Annotated in this window: 15 protein-coding genes and 1 riboswitch; of the genes, 10 read left to right on the forward strand and 5 right to left on the reverse strand. The window is 37.5% G+C overall.

Annotation, left to right across the window (positions count from 1 at the left end; all coding sequences use genetic code 11):
• Positions 1 to 154: 154 nt before the first annotated feature.
• Positions 155 to 1,552: an ATP-binding protein gene (locus tag V2145_RS04790; RefSeq protein ID WP_094913206.1), complete on the forward strand. Its 1,398-nt coding sequence runs from the start codon at positions 155 to 157 to the stop codon at positions 1,550 to 1,552.
• Positions 1,553 to 1,749: 197 nt separating this feature from the next.
• Entirely contained in the window at positions 1,750 to 3,219 is a 1,470-nt protein-coding gene (locus V2145_RS04795; protein WP_094913205.1) for an NAD(P)/FAD-dependent oxidoreductase, read from the forward strand.
• A gap of 33 nt (positions 3,220 to 3,252) precedes the next feature.
• On the opposite strand, the gene V2145_RS04800 is transcribed toward V2145_RS04795, so the two are convergent.
• The 4 genes from V2145_RS04800 to V2145_RS04815 form a co-directional block, all read right to left on the reverse strand.
• The gene (locus V2145_RS04800) at positions 3,253 to 5,163 is read right to left on the reverse strand and encodes an ABC transporter permease (protein WP_330987371.1); all 1,911 of its coding nucleotides are present in this window, start codon (positions 5,161 to 5,163) and stop codon (positions 3,253 to 3,255) included.
• Positions 5,138 to 5,908, reverse strand: a complete 771-nt coding sequence (locus V2145_RS04805; RefSeq protein WP_094913203.1) for an ABC transporter ATP-binding protein — start codon at positions 5,906 to 5,908, stop codon at positions 5,138 to 5,140. The genes V2145_RS04800 and V2145_RS04805 overlap by 26 nt, the downstream gene beginning before the upstream one ends.
• A gap of 142 nt (positions 5,909 to 6,050) precedes the next feature.
• Complete coding sequence (locus V2145_RS04810; protein WP_311857121.1) at positions 6,051 to 7,043, reverse strand: sensor histidine kinase; 993 nt, start codon at positions 7,041 to 7,043, stop codon at positions 6,051 to 6,053.
• Positions 7,040 to 7,741, reverse strand: a complete 702-nt coding sequence (locus tag V2145_RS04815; RefSeq protein ID WP_094913202.1) for a response regulator transcription factor — start codon at positions 7,739 to 7,741, stop codon at positions 7,040 to 7,042. The genes V2145_RS04810 and V2145_RS04815 overlap by 4 nt, the downstream gene beginning before the upstream one ends.
• A 568-nt stretch (positions 7,742 to 8,309) precedes the next feature.
• Positions 8,310 to 8,465: riboswitch (cyclic di-AMP (ydaO/yuaA leader) on the forward strand.
• A 212-nt stretch (positions 8,466 to 8,677) separates the two neighbouring features.
• Here V2145_RS04815 and V2145_RS04820 point away from each other — a divergent pair.
• The 8 genes from V2145_RS04820 to V2145_RS04855 all read left to right on the forward strand — a co-directional run bounded on the left by V2145_RS04820 (position 8,678) and on the right by V2145_RS04855 (position 16,746).
• A complete protein-coding gene (locus V2145_RS04820; protein WP_094913201.1) occupies positions 8,678 to 9,904 on the forward strand; it encodes a dicarboxylate/amino acid:cation symporter in 1,227 nt (408 codons plus the stop codon).
• Positions 9,905 to 10,106: 202 nt separating this feature from the next.
• Positions 10,107 to 11,471: an aspartate aminotransferase family protein gene (locus V2145_RS04825; protein WP_094913200.1), complete on the forward strand. Its 1,365-nt coding sequence runs from the start codon at positions 10,107 to 10,109 to the stop codon at positions 11,469 to 11,471.
• Entirely contained in the window at positions 11,464 to 12,165 is a 702-nt protein-coding gene (locus V2145_RS04830; protein ID WP_094913199.1) for a CoA transferase subunit A, read from the forward strand. The genes V2145_RS04825 and V2145_RS04830 overlap by 8 nt, the downstream gene beginning before the upstream one ends.
• Entirely contained in the window at positions 12,150 to 12,812 is a 663-nt protein-coding gene (locus tag V2145_RS04835; protein ID WP_094913198.1) for a 3-oxoacid CoA-transferase subunit B, read from the forward strand. The genes V2145_RS04830 and V2145_RS04835 overlap by 16 nt, the downstream gene beginning before the upstream one ends.
• A gap of 12 nt (positions 12,813 to 12,824) precedes the next feature.
• Complete coding sequence (locus tag V2145_RS04840) at positions 12,825 to 14,093, forward strand: peptidase (RefSeq protein WP_094913197.1); 1,269 nt, start codon at positions 12,825 to 12,827, stop codon at positions 14,091 to 14,093.
• 17 nt (positions 14,094 to 14,110) lie between these two features.
• Positions 14,111 to 14,956 (forward strand): putative beta-lysine N-acetyltransferase, encoded by an 846-nt coding sequence (gene ablB, locus V2145_RS04845; RefSeq protein ID WP_179289301.1) that lies wholly within the window; start codon positions 14,111 to 14,113, stop codon positions 14,954 to 14,956.
• A gap of 94 nt (positions 14,957 to 15,050) precedes the next feature.
• On the forward strand, positions 15,051 to 16,454 hold the full coding sequence (ablA, locus tag V2145_RS04850) for a lysine 2,3-aminomutase (RefSeq protein WP_094913195.1): 1,404 nt from the start codon (positions 15,051 to 15,053) through the stop codon (positions 16,452 to 16,454).
• A 16-nt stretch (positions 16,455 to 16,470) separates the two neighbouring features.
• Entirely contained in the window at positions 16,471 to 16,746 is a 276-nt protein-coding gene (locus tag V2145_RS04855; protein ID WP_397428338.1) for a YokU family protein, read from the forward strand.
• A 61-nt stretch (positions 16,747 to 16,807) separates the two neighbouring features.
• On the opposite strand, the gene V2145_RS04860 is transcribed toward V2145_RS04855, so the two are convergent.
• A protein-coding gene (locus V2145_RS04860) for an IS3 family transposase (RefSeq protein WP_330987294.1) occupies positions 16,808 to 17,958 on the reverse strand; the annotation gives its coding sequence in 2 pieces (ribosomal slippage) (positions 16,808 to 17,685 and positions 17,685 to 17,958; 1,152 coding nt in all).
• Positions 17,959 to 17,988: the final 30 nt, after the last annotated feature.

Raw genomic sequence — 17,988 nt, forward strand, 5'->3', positions numbered from 1 at the left:
TCTAAAGAGCTCTTTTCAAACTTCGGGGTGGAAAGAGCTCCATTTATGCGAAGGTTGGGAAAATATTTTTGTTCGGAAAAATAAAAATATTTTGCCAAATGTTATTTTTCCATATTATACTATAATTACTATCCTAATAACTGAAGGTGAACATATGGATCAAGAAAGGCTATATGAACAGCTATTTTCAATGTCGTTAACACCCATGCTTATCATGGATCTTAATGGAGAAGTTCAAGCTTTAAATGATGCTTGTGCACATCTATTTAAGAAAGAAAAAGAGCAACTTCTTTCTTCCAATGTCTTTCAGCACGTTAGCCAATTTTTAATTAAAAAAGCTGATATTGCTCCTCTTCATAATTGTGAAGAAGAAGTGGTTGTACTGAACAAGCAAATAAACCAACAAGTGCCTATACATATTCATATTCAGAGAATGAAAGAGCAACCTCATCTTCTTGTTGTACAGTGGAAGGAATTTTCTTCTAGTTTTGAAAAGCAAGAGGAAGTTATCCGGAAAATGAAGCAGTACAAACAGTTTGTAAAGCAGAGTCAAGATGCTTTTATTGTCACCCAAGAAGGCAAGATTCAATACATAAACCCAGCTGGTGTGCGTATGCTTGGTGGAACTAAAAAAGCAGACTATCTAGGACGATATTGGCTTCACTTCATTCATCCAGAACATCTAGAAATCGTAAAAAAACGAATGAATCAGCTCATGAAAGGAATGTCTATTCGTCCTCGGGCTGAAGTGAAGCTATTAACTAAGCGCGGAGTAGTTAGTATTGAATCCTCTGCAACAAAAATTAAATTTAAAGGCGAAGATGCCATTCAGTATATTATTCGTGATGTAACTGATCGAAAGAAGTATGATGAAATGGCAAGTAAGTCTGAAAAACTCATGATGGTGAGCAAGTTAGCAGCTGGCGTAGCCCATGAAATAAGAAACCCATTGACTGCAGTTAAAGGGTTTGTACAATTATTAAATGCATCTCAGCAGTATAATAAATCCTACCATGATATTATGCTAGAAGAACTGAATCGCGTTGAATCAATTATTCAAGAGTTTTTAACGCTGGCAAAGCCAAAAAGCGAGCACCCTTTTAAGAAGAAAAGCCTTCACCAAATTTTAAATCATGTAACGTTACTGCTTACTACTCATGCAAATTATAAAAATAGTGAAATTAAAAGTTTTCTCGAAGGAGACATTGAAATTCTCTGTGAGGAGAATGCATTAAAGCAAGTATTCATAAACCTTATTCAAAATTCATTGGAATCAATGGATAAAGGTGTAGTAACGGTTAGAACAGAAAAAAGAAACGGATATGGCGTAGTAACAATTGAAGATCAGGGTTGTGGAATAGACGAACAATCACTAGCTCGTTTAGGTGAGCCGTTCTATTCTACGAAGCAAACGGGAACAGGCTTAGGTCTGATGGTCAGCTATCAAATTATTGAACAGCATCAGGGGCATATTTCATTTACAAGTCAAATAGGGGTAGGCACAAAAGTTGAAATTGCGATTCCGCATGTAAAAGAGCCAGTGAATGTATAGTAGTGGTACTATTTATTCGCTGGCTTTTTTGTGTATACGTGAAAAGCGAATATTATAATTTTATTTTTTTATAACGTTCGTGTTTATTGTTGACGTAAGCGTTTTTGTTTGATATAGTATCAAATGGCTAGAAGATAACCGAATAATAAATAAAAACGGTTGATTGAAATGAAAAAGGTTAACGGGGGAATGTATCGATGAATCAAAATTATGATGTAATTGTTGTAGGAGCAGGCCCAGCTGGAATTTTTACTTGTTATGAATTAACGCTAAAACTACCTGAAGCAAAAGTATTGTTAATTGATAAAGGACACGATATTTACCGAAGAAATTGTCCGATTCTTCAAAAAAAGATAGAAAAATGTCCGCCGGCAAATAACAAAAAAGATTTTGCAGGCTGTTTACCCGCTTGTTCAATTACCAATGGATTTGGTGGAGCAGGCGCATATTCAGATGGGAAATTTAATATCACAAGTGAATTTGGAGGATGGATGACAGATTATCTTCCTGAATCACAGGTTGTCGATTTAATTAAATATGTAGATGAAATTAACTTAAAACATGGGGCAACAGATTCGATTACGGACCCATTAACTGACAAAGTACGTGAAATTGAAAAACGTGGCTACGCAGCAGGCTTAAAGTTATTGCGTGCACAAGTTCGTCACTTAGGGACAGAACAAAACTTAGAAATTTTGAAGAGTATTTATGAATATTTAAAAGAACGCATCGACATGCAGTATAAAACGGAAGTTGCTGATTTTGTTACAGAGAAAGTTGATGGAAAGCATATTGTTCGTGGGATTGAACTTAAAAATGGAGAAGTACTAACTGCTGATAAAGTCGTTGTATCTCCAGGACGAGATGGTTCAAAATGGATGACTGATTTATTAAAAAAACGCCGATTAAAAATGATTAACAACCAAGTCGATATTGGAGTCCGTGTTGAGACTTCGGATATTGTAATGGAAGAGATTAATAAGCACTTATATGAAGGTAAATTTATTTATAATACATCAGTTGGTACGCAGGTAAGAACGTTCTGTAGTAATCCTTCAGGGCATGTAGTTGTTGAAAATCATTCAGGCATTATGTTAGCAAATGGTCATGCGTACAAAGATCCAAAGCTAGGTAGTAAGAATACGAACTTTGCACTGCTTGTATCTCATAAATTTTCAGATCCATTTGATCAACCAAACGAATATGCACACGAAGTATCAAGGCTAGCAAACATGCTATCAAATGGAGGCTTAGTCGTACAGAAGTACGGTGATATTTTAAAAGGCCGCCGTTCAACACCAACTCGTATTAAAGAAGGGTTCTTAGAACCAACGTTAAAAGAAGCAGTCCCTGGAGATCTTGGACTTGTTCTCCCTTACAATACAATGAAGAGTTTAATTGAAATGACCGAAGCACTGGATCATGTAACGCCAGGTTTAGCTTCTGAACATACGCTTTTCTATGGTGTAGAAGCAAAGTTTTACTCTGCGCGTCCAAAGTTAACCGACCGCTTTGAGACAGAGGTTTCAGGTTTATACGTTGGAGGAGATGGTGCTGGAATTACACGAGGATTAGCTCAAGCAAGTGCTTGTGGCGTATGGGTGGCACGAGATATCGTAGAAAAGTTAAAAGACGGAAAAACAAAAGAACAACCAGCAATGGTATAAGAAAAAGCGGACGCATAGGTCCGCTTTTTTTGTTTACATAATAGCTTTTTTAATATGTTTTAGATAACGGGAGCGAATCAATAAGAAATACACTACCTGAATAGCTCCGAATCCAAGCAGAACAACTGCAGTTTCCTTAACAACTGAGAATTCAAATAAGCCTTGTAGAGCTTTAAATGCAAATACACTGTGTACAAACGCTACAAGAATGGGAACAAAAAATAATAAAACAAGCTGTGGCGTAATAATCTTATGGAGCTCAGCCTTAGTTAAACCAACTTTTGCAATCGTTTGATACTGGCGCTTATCATAGTCAAGATCTGTATACAAACGGAAGTATAAAAAGCTTCCTGCTGCAATAAAGAAAACACACCCAACTAAAAGAGCGACAAAAAGAGCAGTGCGATACATTTCCATCATCATATTGTAATCATATCCAGCTGATGAGAAAGAAAAAGCTGGATCACTCGTATAACTCCCGGTATAAATGCCGTCTTCTCTACTATATAAACTCAAGCCAATGTCTTTTGTTTCAACCCAATCTTTGGTTGCAAACCCGTAGTAGTGAGTTGTTGACGTAGGTTTTTGAATTTGTTTATAAAGTTTATTTGGAATGACGTACAAATCATAGCCGACCATTCCAGAAGAAAAGTAAGGTGCATCAATAATTTTTGTTACGTTAAATGTTAGATTGCTTTCACTTAAAATAATGGGCTTCATCTTTTCATCTGAGAACGTATTATAAGTGACTGTGCTGACATAATGACCTTCATTTTCTTTTAATTGAAGCGGTTTTTCACCAGCGGCAATGGCCATCGCATTATAATCTGATAAAGAGATAAGCTCAACTTTTTTATTTGTTTCGGTTTCTGTCTGTTCGATTAAGGTTACTTTGATTTCATTATATGATAAGTCCGTTTTATGAAAATTATCTCGAATAGCTTGTACTTGTGCTGCTTGGTTCGGGTTTTGGTCCGATGATTGATAGACAACTGGGATTTGAGCACGTTCATCAAATAGCTTTTTAGAACCACCCATCGCCGATAAGGTTCCAATTGCACAAAAAGCAACAGTTGACACGATTGTTACCATGAAAAACATACGAGCGTTATCTTTCATTCTATAAGCTAAATCTGAAATGGTAATAAGACGCGTATGATTCCAGTAAAAGCGCTTATTTTTCTTAATCATTTTTAATAGGAAAACACTTAGCTGCGTATAGAAAAAGTAGGTTCCAATAATGGTCATCAGGATAACGATAAAAAATCGAAAGGCGATGTTATAGATGTTAGCCGTCCAAGCTAAGTAATAGCCTCCAATTAATAACCCAGCAGCCAGTAACGATAAAACAATAGAAGTTTTAGGTTCAGGCTTTGGTTTTGATGTGGATTGAAACAAATCTAACAATTTGTTTGTGCGTACAAAAAAGCTTGTGAAAAATGAAATAACCAGAAATAAAACGGTAAATGCAGCTGTTGTTAATGCGAGTGCTTGCCAAGGGACTAGAAACGCAAGAGGCTTCTCCATGCCAATAACGTAAGACCCAATCATTAAGTAGAGCTTGCCAAGGAGCATTCCAACAAGGATTCCTGTAATGATGGCTGAAAAACCAATAATCATATTTTCTAAGAAAATCATGGTGTTTAGCTGACGTTTAGACATTCCGTGCATAATAAAAATCCCAAATTCACGCTTGCGAGACTTTAAAAATGCGCTGACAGAATACAGAACGAAGAAAAACGAAAATATATAGATAATATATTCAGCCGCAGTCATGCCCTTTTTTGCCATTTCTTTTGTTACACCTTCTGTGACTCCAGGGTGAAAAATAAACATTGCATAGAGAAAAAAGACGGCTACAGAAAAGGCGCTGCTTAAAAAGTAAGCTGCGTACGTACGCATATTACGCATAACATTTTTAAATGCGAGTTGTCGAAAGCTCATGTGCGTCTCCTCCTAAAACTGATAGCATATCAATAATTTGTTGATAAAAAGCTTGGCGGTTATTCCCGCAATAAATTTCGTTATAAAGTTGTCCGTCTTTAATGAAAATTACACGATTACAATAACTAGCTGCGTGCGCATCATGAGTAACCATCATCATCGTTGCATTTTCTTGTTCATTTAAATGTTGCAGAGTTTCCATCACATCTTTAGATGCTTTGGAGTCTAAGTTCCCTGTTGGTTCATCAGCTAAAATCAGCTGTGGATGGTGAATAATCGCTCGAGCGATGGCTGCTCGTTGCATTTGCCCTCCTGAAATTTCGTACGTACGTTTCTTTAAAATATGTTCAATGCCAAGTTTGCTAGTAATAGAAGCTACTCGCTTAGCCATTTCTGAACTTTTTACTTTATCTAAAGCGAGTGGCAAGATAATATTTTCTTCAACAGTTAATGTATCTAATAAATTAAAGTACTGGAAGACAAACCCAAGCTCACGTCTTCTAAAAAGTGCAATCTCTTTTTTCTTAAGTTGATGAGGGTTGCGGTTATTAATAAGTACTTCTCCAGCTGTAGGTGAATCAATGGTAGAAACCATATTTAGCAGAGTTGTTTTTCCGCTTCCAGATGGTCCCATAATGCCAACAAATTCTCCTTTTTCAATTGAAAAATTAACGCCTTCTAACGCCTTGTAAGAAACGTTTCCTTCATATACTTTTGTTAAGTTATTGACTTGTAAAATAGGCATAGTCAAACTCCTTTGTAAATATTTGTTTTTATCTATACTCTTATCTTATTGAAAATTAACCGAGTGTGCTATGTGGTAAGCTTACAGAAATCTTACACTTCTGTAAGAAAGCAAGAGAAGGCTAATTTATACATTAGCCTTCTTAGTTACGAGCAATATTTTGTTGGAAAATTAAGCGTATGGTAGTCCCTTGCCCCACTTTTGATTCAAGCTCTACCTGGTGGTGGAGCTGTTTGCAAATTTCTTTTACGAGATAGAGTCCCATCCCCGTGGATTCTTGATATTTTCGGCCGTTTTCGCCGGTGAAATAGGGGTCAAACACACGTTTTAGATCTTGTGATGGAATACCTATTCCTTGATCTTTTACTTCTAATATGACCTGTCTTCCTCTTTCAAATGCTGAAATAGTGATGTTTTGATTAATTCCAGCAGAATAGCGGACGGCATTAGTGATAAGCTGTGAACAAGCAAAGTTAATCCACTTTTCGTCAGAAGCTACGATGAGTTGAGGTGAAATATCAACTGTTGGAAATACCTTATTGCGAATAAAAAAACGTTTGTAACTTGAAATAAGCCTTGTTATAACGTTATGTAGGGAAACACTCTCTGCTTGGAAATCATGATTGAAGTCATTCAGTCTCGACGTATACAGTACAGTCTCTAACCCTTTTTGAATTCGATCCATTTCATCTTGAATGCTCAGAAAGATAGGTTCGTCTTCGTTTTGAATCATCAGATGAATAACGGATACAGGGGTTTTCATTTGATGAACCCACTGATTCATAAATGTCATATGTTGATTAAGTTTATTTTGATAGTGATACATTTCATTATGAAAGCTTCGAAATTGACTCTCGAAAAGTTCTTTTAACGCTTCTGAAAGCGGAGAGTCTTCCTTAGATAATACGCTGTCTTCTAACTTATGTAATGGACTTGAAAGGTGCTTATAAAATGTTTTGTTTGTGTAATAGCGATAACAGAGGTAAGTGATATAGATAACTGTGCTGATCAAAATAGCGTAAAGAATAGTAAAAACATCTCGAAAGCCATCTAAAGCAAAAATTGTGCATACTAAACCCAATTGCATAAGATAAAAAAATGTAAGTGGAAGATGTTCTTTAAAAAACAGCTTCATGATTTATTCGCCTCTTGAATTCGCAGTATATAGCCTGTACCTCTAATCGTTTCAATTGCCTTTTCAATACCAACATCCGCTAGTTTTTTACGCGTACGCGTCATATAGACATTTAAAGTATTGTCATCAACAAAGAGCTGGTCGTCCCAAATTTTCTCAAGCAATCGATCTCTGCTCACAACTCTTTCTGCTTTAACTAATAATGTTTCAATGAGCTTGCTTTCTGTTTGGCTAAGTTCAATTTCTTTGCTTTTGTAGCGTAATAGTAGCCTTTCAGGATATAAAGTTAAACCAGCATGCTCTATAATTCGTTCTTGATTCGTAGGTGCATAAGAGCCATATGCGCGTCGTAGTTGGCTGTTTACCTTGGCAATAGCTACGTCGTAGTCAAAAGGTTTGGTTAAATAATCATCGGCTCCACTTTCTAATGCCATTACTTGGTCCATTTTTCCATCACGTGCTGAGATGAAAATAATAGGGCAAGTGGAGAGAGTGCGAATTTGTCTGCACCAGTAAAATCCATCATATTTTGGTAAATTCACGTCCAATAAGACAAGGTTAGGCTGGTGCTTTTGAAAATCATCAAGTACATCCGTAAATGATGTAACGATATGTACGTGTAAATTATATTTTTCAAGCTGCTCTTTTAATAAAGAAGCAATTTTTTGATCATCCTCTACAATTAAGACGGTAAACATGGTTAGAGCTCTCCTCTATGATATAAAAATCAATATATTGTTCTTTATAGTTTATCAAAAAGAGTAGGGAGATTGAAATAGTTTTTAGAAAAAAATGTAATTTTTGAGGGGGTTGCGAAAAAATAAAGTTTAAACTAGCTAAACTCACTGTTGGTGAAATTTAGAGGGAGAGGTTTAAGGATATACAGTAAATCAGTATAAAATATGAAAATAAAAATGATAATGCTTACAATTAATGAATAAAAATAAATAAATATGAATATTAATTATACTATTTTAAATGTTATAAAATGGCTTTTTGGTATTTTGTTTAGTATGACTATACAATTTGTTAGTTGTTATTGGTATGAGGTGCTATTTTAAGTTGAAATGTTGTTTGGAAAAGAAAACTTTGGCTTATAGCGAACATAAAATGAATATAAAACGCACATTAAGTGTGAGGAAATATGACATATAAATAAAAAAATCGACAGCGTTTTGAATTTTTTTTGTATATTATCTTGACAAAGTGATAGGAAATGAATTTTAATAAAGAAGTAAGTTATTGCAGTGCAAAACTATTACATCAAAATAACAGTTGCTTAATTTCAGATTTGAAAGAAAGCGGGGGACCCAAATTTGTGCGGACAAGCACTAGGGGTGAATCTTAACTTGATAGTTAAGTAGGGTAACTCACATACCCGAATCCGACAGCTAACCTCGTCAGCATTTTGTGGGAGAGTACATGGAAGGTTTGAAAACCAGAGAGGGCTCTCATGGTTTTTTTTGTACACTTTTTTCGATAATTTTAAAAAAAGCAGCTGGAGCTCGTTCTATTCTGAAAATTTCAAAAATAATATAAATTTAAAGTGATTATTCTTTTTGGAATATTCAATCTTTTATTCTTGGTAGTTATTAAATTAATAATATAATTTGTTTATATGAGGGGGTTCATCAATGAAACTATCAACAAAGATTATCATTGCACTAATTATTGGTGCTGTTGTAGGGGTCTTATTAAATACGTTTTCACCAGGGACGTTTACAACGCTAGATAAATATTTATTTACGCCGCTTGGACAAATCTTTTTAAGCCTTATTAAAATGCTTGTTGTGCCAATTGTATTTTTCTCAATTGTACTTGGCGTTGCAGGTTTGGGAGATCCGAAGAAACTTGGCCGCATCGGTGGTAAAACAATTGGTTACTTTTTAATTACGACAACAATTGCTATTACAATCGCTATTATACTAGCATTTATTATTAAACCTGGTACAGTTGGAACATTTGACACAGAAAACGCATCTTTTGAAGCACAAGAAGCACCTCCTGTAGGTGAAACGTTGCTAAACATGATTCCGACGAATCCAGTTCTAGCAATGACTGAAGGAAACATGCTTCAAATCATCGTATTCTCAATCTTTATTGGGTTCGGAATTACGATGCTAGGTAACAAAGCGAAAGGACTTTACAACATTATTGATCAGGGTAACGAGCTTATGATGTACCTTGTAAACTTAGTAATGAAGTTTGCTCCATATGGTACGTTTGGTTTAATCGCAACGGCGGTTGGTAGCCAAGGGTGGGGAGCAATTAAAGCAATGGGGCTTTACATGTCAGTAGTTGTGCTCGCGCTATTTGTTCACGCTATCTTAACGTACGGTGGCTCTGTAGCGCTCTTAGCAAAACGTAATCCAATCGAATTCTTTAAAGGATTCTCACCAGCTATGACGGTTGGTTTTAGTACGTCAAGTAGTAATGCCACGTTGCCAATTGCAATGAACGTAGCTCAGAAAAATCTTCGTGTACCTGAGTCCATCAGTAGTTTTGTTCAGCCGTTAGGTGCGACAATTAATATGGATGGAACAGCAATTATGCAAGGGGTAGCAACTGTTTTCATTGCTCAGGTTTACGGAGTTGACTTATCATTCAGTGCACTAATTACAGTTGTGGTAACAGCCGTTCTTGCAAGTATTGGAACAGCTGGAGTTCCAGGTGTTGGACTTATCATGTTAGCGATGGTACTTTCAGCAGTTGGCTTACCAGTAGAAGGTATTGCATTAATTATCGGTATTGACCGCTTGCTTGATATGATTCGTACATCGGTTAACATTACAGGGGATGCTGCATGTGCAGTGATTGTTGCTGAATCTGAAGCAAGAAGAGCTGAAAAAGCGGGAGCTTAATTTAAAACATTAACCAGTAGGGGATGACTGGGAAATTACAAACAAAGGGTTTTTGATACGATAATAAGGCTCACTCTTTACGTTAAAAGCGTAAGGAGTGAGCCTTTTTCTATTCCAGTAAAAACAATCCTTTTTACTTAGCAAAAACAGTGTTCATAGGGCATAGACTTTAATAGAGGTCTTGTGATAAGGAGGAATCGCGATGACTGATAAGTCTTTATCGAACTTAATCAAACCACTGTTAGATGCTTGGTATCCTACGATTTCTCACGGAATGGGAGTTTATCTGTATGATGTACAAGGCAAAAAATATTTAGATGCATCATCTGGTGCGGTGACGGCAAACGTTGGACATGGTGTTCAAGAGATTATTGATAAAATGAATGACCAAGCAAAAAAAGTTGCGTTTGTGTATCGCTCTCAGTTTACAAGTGAACCTGCTGAAAGATTAGCAGCACGGCTTTGTGAGCTGAGCAATCATCATTTCCAATTTGTTTTTTTTGTTAATAGTGGAACCGAAGCAACAGAAACCGCAATGAAGATGGCTATTCAACACTGGCAGGAAAAAGGAAAGCCTCAAAAAATAAAAGTATTATCAAGGTGGATGAGTTATCACGGCATTACAATTGGTGCTTTGTCTATGTCAGGGCATGCAGGTAGAAGGAAAAGGTTTGTGCCTTTACTAGAGGAGTACCCTTCCGTTTCGCCACCTTATTGTTATAGGTGTCCATTTGAAAAAACGTACCCATCTTGTAACTTAGCATGTGCAAACGAACTTGAACGAGTAATTAAGCGTACGGGAAGTGAGCAAATTGCAGCTTTTATTACGGAACCTATTATTGGAGCGGCTGGAGCGGCGATTACACCACCGGATGGATATTACGAGCGAATCCGAGAGATTTGCGATAAATACGATGTTTTATGGATTGTAGATGAGGTAATGACGGGAATGGGACGTACAGGAAAGGTGTTTGCGTATGAACATTGGAAAGCTAAGCCCGATCTTTTGACTCTTGGTAAAGGTTTAAGTGCTGGATACACTCCAATTGCAGCCGCCGTTGCTACCAAGGACGTACTAGCACCCGTACTGAATGGATCTAATCTAATTATGAGTGGACATACACTAAGCGCAAATCCGCTCTCTTCAGCAGTTGCTTTAGCTGTACTCGATTACATCCAGGATCACTCTTTAATAGAAGCAGTTGAAAGCAAAGGCGCATATTTGTATGCAAAGCTTAAGAGTTTGCAACAGCATGTAAATATTATAGGAGATATTAGAGGAAAGGGATTACTGCTAGGTATAGAACTTGTTCAAAATTTAAATTCTAAAGCTTCATTTGCTTCATCGATTGAATTGACGTCTAGGATTATTCAAAAAGCTCAAGATAAAGGTCTTCTGCTATACCCCTCTCAAGCTGGAGAAGATGGGATAGAAGGGGATGGGATTATCATATCACCTCCATATACTATTACGTCACACGAAATTGATGAGCTGGTGGAATTACTAACTGTGACGATGATTGAGATTGAAAAAGAACTGGGGGGAGAGGAAGAGAAAAATGAATAATCTTCAAAATAAGTTTCATAAAATGGTTAAAAGTAAAGATATCATGAACTATGTTCAAAGTGGTATGACGATTATGTTTGGTGGATTTGGAGGAGTGGGTACAGCTCCTACTATAATCGAAGAAATGTTAAAAAGTGATGTTAACGAGCTAACGCTTATTTGTAATGACGCAGGTTTTCCAAACATTGGTGTAGGGAAGCTTGTATGTGAACAGCGAATTAAAAAGCTCATTGCTTCGCATATTGGTTCCAACCCGGTTGCTGGTAAACAAATGACAGATGGAACACTAGAAGTAGAATTTTCTCCTCAAGGAACGCTTGTTGAGAGAATTCGAGCAGCCGGAGTAGGCATCGGCGGCATATTGATTGATGTGGGTATTGAAACCGACGTAATTTGTGTGGGAAAGCAAATGATTACTCTATCAGACAAAACGTTTTTAGTGGAGACGCCGTTGGAAGCAGATGTATCAATTGTTTACGCTAAGAAAGCAGATGAATTTGGGAATTTGCTGTATGATAAAAGCGCTCGTAATACGAACCCGCTTGTAGCTATGGCTGGTAAAGTAACGATTGCTGAAGTGGAAGAAATTGTCCCGTTAGGTGAACTTGATCCTGATTCAGTTATGACTCCAGGTGTTTTTGTAAACTATATTGTTCAGTCAAAAGGGGTGGATTGGAAATGGGTTTGGGAATAGATAGTCGACAGCGAATTGCTAAGCGCGCTGCTCAGGAAATTGAAAATGGAATGATTGTGAATCTAGGTATTGGAATTCCATCACTTATTCCTAACTATATTCCTTCGACGATAGCGGTAATGTTTCATGCTGAAAATGGAATTGTTGGAATCGGTCCCTCCCCAGTTAAAGGGCAGGAAGATGAAAATGCCTGCAATGCAGCAGGTTATCCCATTACTACGCTTGCAGGATCTTCATATTGTGATAGCGCTATTGCTTTTGGGATGATTCGAAAAGGATATGTTGATATGACCATATTAGGTGCGCTAGAAGTCAGTGAACAAGGGGACTTGGCAAACTGGATTGTACCTGGCAAGCGAGTACCAGGTATGGGAGGAGCGATGGAATTAGCCCAAAAAGTTAAGAAGGTGGTTGTATTGATGAACCACACTAATAAAAATGGAGAACCTAAGCTTGTAAAATCATGTTCGTTGCCACTTACCGCTAAGCGCTGCGTGGATTTAATTATTACAGATCAAGCCGTCTTAAAAGTAGAAAATAATCGCTTGATTTTAATAGAAGTAATGTCTCCTTATACCGTCGAAGAGGTGCTGCAAGCAACTGATGCAACAGTAGAGCTTAGCGATAGCATTAAAATGATTCCCTAAGGAGGTTTGTAGATGACGAATTGGCAAGAGAAAATTCAGGGGTGGTTAATTGAATATAAACATGAAATAGTTCGGCTCTTACAACGTTTTGTGCAAGAAGCAAGTGTACAGGGAAATGAAAAATATGTGCAGGCAATCGTGATTGAAAAGTTAAGGCAGCTTCAGTTAGTCATTGATATATGGGAACCAGATTTTAAAGAGCTGCGTAAAAATGAAGCATTTGCCTCGACTCGAACCAGCTTTCAAGATAGCCCTAATGTTGTAGGTGTTTTAAAAGGAAGGGGGGGAGGCAAATCTATTCTATTAAATGGTCACATTGATGTGGTACCACCAGGAGATTTAACACATTGGAAAGATGACCCATTTAGTGGAATTGTAAGAGATGGAAATGTATATGGCAGAGGGAGTACGGATATGAAAGGAGGAAACGTAGCTCTTCTTTTTGCTATTCAAGCGTTACAAGAAATCGGAATTTCATTAAAAGGTGACGTTATCTTTCAAAGTGTAATTGAAGAAGAAAGTGGAGGAGCAGGTACGCTTGCATGTGTGTTAAGAGGCTACAAAGCGGACGGAGCCATTATCCCTGAACCTACGAGCATGAAGATATTCTCCAAACAGCAAGGTTCTATGTGGTTTCGTTTAACCATACATGGTCGATCTGCTCACGGAGGTACAAGGTATGAAGGAGTGAGTGCAATCGAGAAAGCAATGCTTCTTATTGAACATCTGCAGCAGCTAGAGAAAAATCGCAATGCCCGCATTGTGGATCCGCTGTACAAAAATACTCCCATTCCTGTGCCAATTAACATAGGTACTATAAAAGGTGGATCTTGGCCGTCTTCAGTTGCAGATGAAGTCATAATTGAAGGAAGGATTGGAGTTGCACCTCATGAAAAGATGAAAGATGTGAAGGAAGAAGTAGAAGAATGGTTGAAAAAAATTAGCGTGCAAGATTCTTGGTTTAATATTCAACCTGTGAATGTAGAATGGTTTGGGGCACAATGGCTACCAAATGAACTAGATATACAACACCCTCTTATTTCATCTCTCTCTCAAAGCTATGAGCAAGCAATGAGTCACCCTCCTAGTATTGAAGCATCACCTTGGGGGACTGATGGAGGAATTTTATCTCAGGTTGGTAAGATTCCAACGGTGGTGTTTGGTCCAGGAGTTACGGAAGTTGCTCACTTTCCAAACGAATACATTTCTATTGAATCTGTTATAAAAGCTACTGAAATCATTGCTCTTACCATTATTGATTGGTGCGGAATTGCTGAATGATGAAGGAGGGAAACGGTTTGCTTGAAGTTAATAGACCGGAATTCAGCGCGCTCTGTATACACGACTCCTTTAATAAAAGGCTTCGAATTGAGGATTATCGAGGAAATATTTCTAGCATAAGTCACTATATAAAGAGAGAGATGAATAAGCATCAGTTAGAAAAAGCAATAATAAAGTCTCGCTACGAACAGGTTGAAAGCTGGTTGAAATATGGATATCGTTTGGAAGCAACCATTCCCTCTTATTTTAATGGAAGCACTGCTTACTTAATGACCTTTTATGAAAGCCAAGAGAGGCAAGTGCATAATTATTATGTGAAAGAAAATAATCTTCTTGAAAAAGTTCAGTTATTACCGCTAAAGTGCCAGGAAACATTGGTGCTACCTTACAAGTTAAGGAAAGCTGTAAAGAGTGATGCCAAACAACTCGTAACATTATATAAAACAGTATTTACCATTTACCCTTCTCCCTTACATGATTTGATTTACGTTCAAAACATACTTGAAGATGGAACACTTTTCTTTATTATTGAATATGAAGGAGAAATTGTAAGCGCAGCTTCCGCAGAAATTAATAAGGTGTATCACAATGCAGAATTAACAGATTGTGCTACTCTGCCATCTCACCGCTCACTTGGTTTAATGAAGCATTTAATGGTTGAAATTGAGAGAGAATTGAAAAAGGAATATGTTTATTGTGTATACACCATAGCGAGAGCGCTTTCATTAGGTATGAATGCCGCTTTCCACCAGCTTGGCTATTCCTATAGTGGGAGACTTATTAACAATTGCTTCATTTCTAAGACGCTAGAAAATATGAATATATGGTCAAAGGATTTATCAACATTAAAAAATGGGCTTTAGAGTAGGAAAGTTAGATAAAATATAACCATTTACTAGGCATCCACATATATAAAGTAGTAGCACAGTCTAAATTTTAATTAAGGGAGGCGTTTTTGTGTTACATGACTTATATAAGCCATCGCGTCATTGGAAAGACATCGACCTTTGGAAAGATGTACCAGAAGAGAAATGGAATGATTGGATTTGGCAATTAACCCATACAATTCGAACGCTTGATGATTTAAAAAAGGTCATTCATTTAACACCCGAAGAAGAAGAGGGGGTTCGAATTGCAACCAAAACGATTCCATTAAATATTACACCTTATTATGCTTGGTTAATGAATCCAGATGATCCGCGTTGTCCAATTCGCATGCAGTCTGTACCAATTGGTCAAGAAATGCATAAAACGAGATATGATTTAGAAGATCCTTTAGAGGAAGATGAAGATTCACCTGTACCTGGGCTTACACATCGCTACCCTGACCGAGTTTTATTTCTTGTCACCAATCAATGCTCGATGTACTGTCGTTATTGTACCCGGAGACGATTCTCAGGACAAATTGGAATGGGTGTTCCTAAAAAACAACTAGATATGGCAATTGAATATATTGCTCAAACAAAAGAAGTACGAGACGTTCTAATATCCGGTGGCGATGGGTTGCTAATTAATGATCAAATTTTAGAATATATCTTAAAAAACTTACGCGCTATTCCCCATGTTGAAATCATTCGTATTGGCACAAGAGCACCGGTTGTTTTTCCGCAACGAATCACAGAAAACTTATGTGCCATTTTAAAAAAGTATCATCCAGTCTGGCTAAATACTCATTTTAATACATCAATTGAAATCACAGAAGAAACGAAAAAAGCATGTGAAATGCTGGTGGATGCTGGTGTGCCTGTGGGAAATCAAGCAGTTATCTTATCTGGTATTAATGATAGCGTACCAATTATGAAAAAGCTAATGCATGATTTAGTGAAAATTCGTGTCAGACCTTACTATATTTATCAATGTGATTTATCAGAAGGAATTGGTCACTTTAGAGCACCTGTATCCAAAGGGCTTGAAATTATTGAAGGACTAAGAGGGCATACGTCAGGCTATGCTGTACCTACTTTTGTAGTGGACGCACCTGGTGGTGGCGGTAAGATTGCCATTCAACCAAACTATTTAATTAGTCAAAGTGCTGGTAAGGTTGTACTTCGAAACTTTGAAGGGGTAATTACCACTTATCCAGAACCAGAAAACTATATTCCTAACAGAGCGGATGACTACTTCTATTCAATTTATCCGGATGCAAAGCAAAAGGAATCTTCTATTGGAATAGCAGGGTTAATGAATGAAACAAACTCAACGCTTATCCCGGAGGGGTTAGGAAGAGTAACTAGACGGAAATCTTATGAAGCAGATACAGCACATGCAACTCTAAAGGATAAACGTGAAAAAAGAGATGAGTTAAAGGAGAAAAAGTTTCAAGCTCAAGCACAAAAAGAAAAGGGTTCCACTTCATCTTGAGGAGGCAAATACAATGATGGTAGAATGCGCATGGTGCGGCGAAAGCGCTGGGGAAAAAAGCGTCCATACCGCTTTTTGGGAACTTCCAGATGGAACAAGAGGAATTGAAATCACGGATGTACCTTGTATTAAATGTTCTGCCTGTGGAATGCATTATCAAGAAGAAGAAGTGATAGAAGAGATTGAAACACAGCTGCTGCTTGTAGATACAAAGCTGCTTCAAAAGGTTATTTCTTATAAAGAACTACTGGCAACACCGCGTCTATTAAAACGTAACTATTTCAAGTTCTAAGAAAAAGCCCTTATTTGAAAGGGACTGACCCCTGTTTTTGAGACAGGAATCAAAACACCTTTTAAACAACCAGTTTTCTGTATTGTACAGGAGACTGGTTGTTTAATTTTGTTTGAATACGGGCATGGTTATAATACGTAATATAGCTTTTGACGGTTTGCTCTACGATGGTAGTCGTAGTGTATGTCAACTCGTCAAGGTAGAACGTTTCAGACTTTAGTGAGGAATGAAACGATTCAATTGAGGCATTATCTGCGGGCGTCCCTTTTCGGGACATACTCATGATAATGCCTTTCTCTTTAATTGTTTGTTGATAAGCATACGATGTGTACACAGAGCCTTGATCACTATGCAACGTACACCCTTCCGGTAGAGAAGGGAGTTGGTTAAGCGTGTCTAAAACAAACGCGACATTTTGACAATCACCTATGGAATACGCAATAATCTCTCCGTTAAATAAATCTTGAATACTTGAAAGATACAATGGTTTCGGCCCAAAAGGCAAGTACGTAATATCGGTCACGAGCTTTTGAAGAGGGCGTTCAGCTTGAAAGTCACGATTTAATACATTCTCTGCAACCTGATAAGGTTGCCCTGTTCGCTGCCGTTTCTTCCGTTTAACACGACATTGCCAACCGTATTTCTGCATGGTACGCTGCACAAACTTGTGGTTAATCTTCATGGTTCGCTTGAGTACAGCTGTGATTTTTCGATAGCCATATCGAAACTTGTGTGCACGACATTGTTCACCCACTTGCTGTTCCATCCATTTCTTTCGTGTATCCTGTTGACTATGCTGCTTCCAACGGTAGTAAGTGGATCGGGGAATACCAAGATGGAAACAGATTTGATAAATAGGGATTTGTTCTTTTAACTCTTCCACTAGGTTCACTGCGATTTCTGGTACCACTTCCTTTCCAATTCCTTGTACTTTTTTAAAATCTCGATTTGTTGCTTTAACTGTCGGTTCTCAGCCTCTAACTTCGCTGTCTCGCTTTCAAAATCAGGACCTTTTCCATAGGCATATTGCTTGCCTACTGGCTGTTCCAACCGGTGTACATCCCCAGTTTGATACCACTTCATCCACGTTTTTAATTGGGTAGGATTTCGAATGTTTAGTTGTGATAAGACTTCTTTTACAGGTACACCGGCTAATCTCATTTCAATTGCCTTTAACTTTAGTTCGACTGGATAACTAACTCTTGTTCCCATAGAAAAAACACCTCCAAGTGATGGTTAGGT

The sequence above is a fragment of the Priestia sp. GS2 genome (genome assembly GCF_036409025.1).
GTDB lineage: Bacteria > Bacillota > Bacilli > Bacillales > Bacillaceae_H > Priestia > Priestia aryabhattai_A.